Here is a 1,271-nt window from a genome sequence, read left to right on the forward strand (position 1 = left end):
TCAGAAGGGCGGCATAACGACAACCGGGTATAGCTTATCAAGCCCGCAAAACTGTCCGAACGGACGGGACCACCTCAGTCCATTGAAATAGATGACATCGATAAGATTACTGATGCTCTCAATGTCATGATCGATAATAAGGATGTTGATGTCATAATTACTACAGGAGGAACTGGATTAACCAAACGAGATGTCACTCCAGAAGCATTCCATCTCGTCATAGACAAATGCATTCCCGGTTTTGGAGAGTTGTTTCGAATGTTGTCTTATAAAAAGATAGGGACCTCTACAATACAATCGAGAGCAATGGCGGGAGTTTCCCGTGGGAAATTACTATTTGCTCTTCCCGGATCACCAGGTGCAGTGAAAGATGGGTGGGATGATATTTTAAAAAACCAGCTAAATAGCAATCATAAGCCGTGTAATTTTGTCGATATTATTTCAAGGATATGAGAAAAATTATGTGGGAGGATCGAAAAACCGTTAATTGATGTCCATGGTTTTGATTTGGTGCCTTGGGCGTGCTGATTAACGGTTTTCGTGGGCGCTTTTGATCTGTATTTTGAGCAGATCGAATGTTGTCCCCCTCTGGATGACTACACACTCGCGCTCGGATCTTTCGAGTAAGAGAAAACGGCGCATATTGTAGACGATATTGGCCAGGCCGATCCTCATGGTGTCCCGGGTGATACCGATAGTTCGGACGAACAGACCCATTTGCGATTTCTGACCGGCAAAGGCATGTTCGACACGCGAGCGGATGACCGACTTTCCAGCATTCGATTTCTGGATATGTTGGGGCATAGGCTTGAGATGCGGCTTTTTTCTGTGAACCTTTGAGACAAAACCCTGCTTTTCCATGAAGTCTTCGTTGGCTTTATCCAGCTGCCCCTCTCTCAATCGCGCGCCATCACTGGCGGCGGCACCTGTTGTTTTCCATTTCCCGGTGAACCGATACTTCCGATCGATGGAAACATGCGATCTATAGTCAAAGGACGGGATGGCGAGATCGCTGAATGGCATGGTTCCATCTTCCTGCCGCTTCGCTTTGGTGAACTTGCACGACGGTCCTTGTGCGACAGCTTTGACTGCTTGTCCTAGAGGTGGTCCCGTCCGTTCGGACAGTTTTTGGGTTTGAATAAGCTATACCCGGTTGTCGTTATGCCGCCCTTCTGACGGCGTTGCTGTTGGCCCTCTGGTCCGGGGTTAACCCCGGACCAGAGGGCCTCGGCACGTCATGATACGCCTCATCGGGCGTACGTCCAGCCAGC

General features: G+C 48.8%; 2 pseudogenes. One reads left to right on the forward strand and one right to left on the reverse strand.

The annotated features are described in order from the left end of the window. Nucleotides 1-75: 75 nt before the first annotated feature. Nucleotides 76-453: pseudogene (locus tag JK202_RS16135) on the forward strand (molybdenum cofactor synthesis domain-containing protein); the annotation flags it as partial. 75 nt (nucleotides 454-528) lie between these two features. Here the strand turns inward: JK202_RS16135 and JK202_RS16140 are convergent. Beyond that, a pseudogene (locus tag JK202_RS16140) lies at nucleotides 529-1,097 on the reverse strand (hypothetical protein); the annotation flags it as partial. Between the last annotated feature and the right edge of the window lie 174 nt (nucleotides 1,098-1,271).

The organism is Gluconobacter sp. Dm-62, from assembly GCF_018256155.1.
Lineage (GTDB): Bacteria > Pseudomonadota > Alphaproteobacteria > Acetobacterales > Acetobacteraceae > Gluconobacter.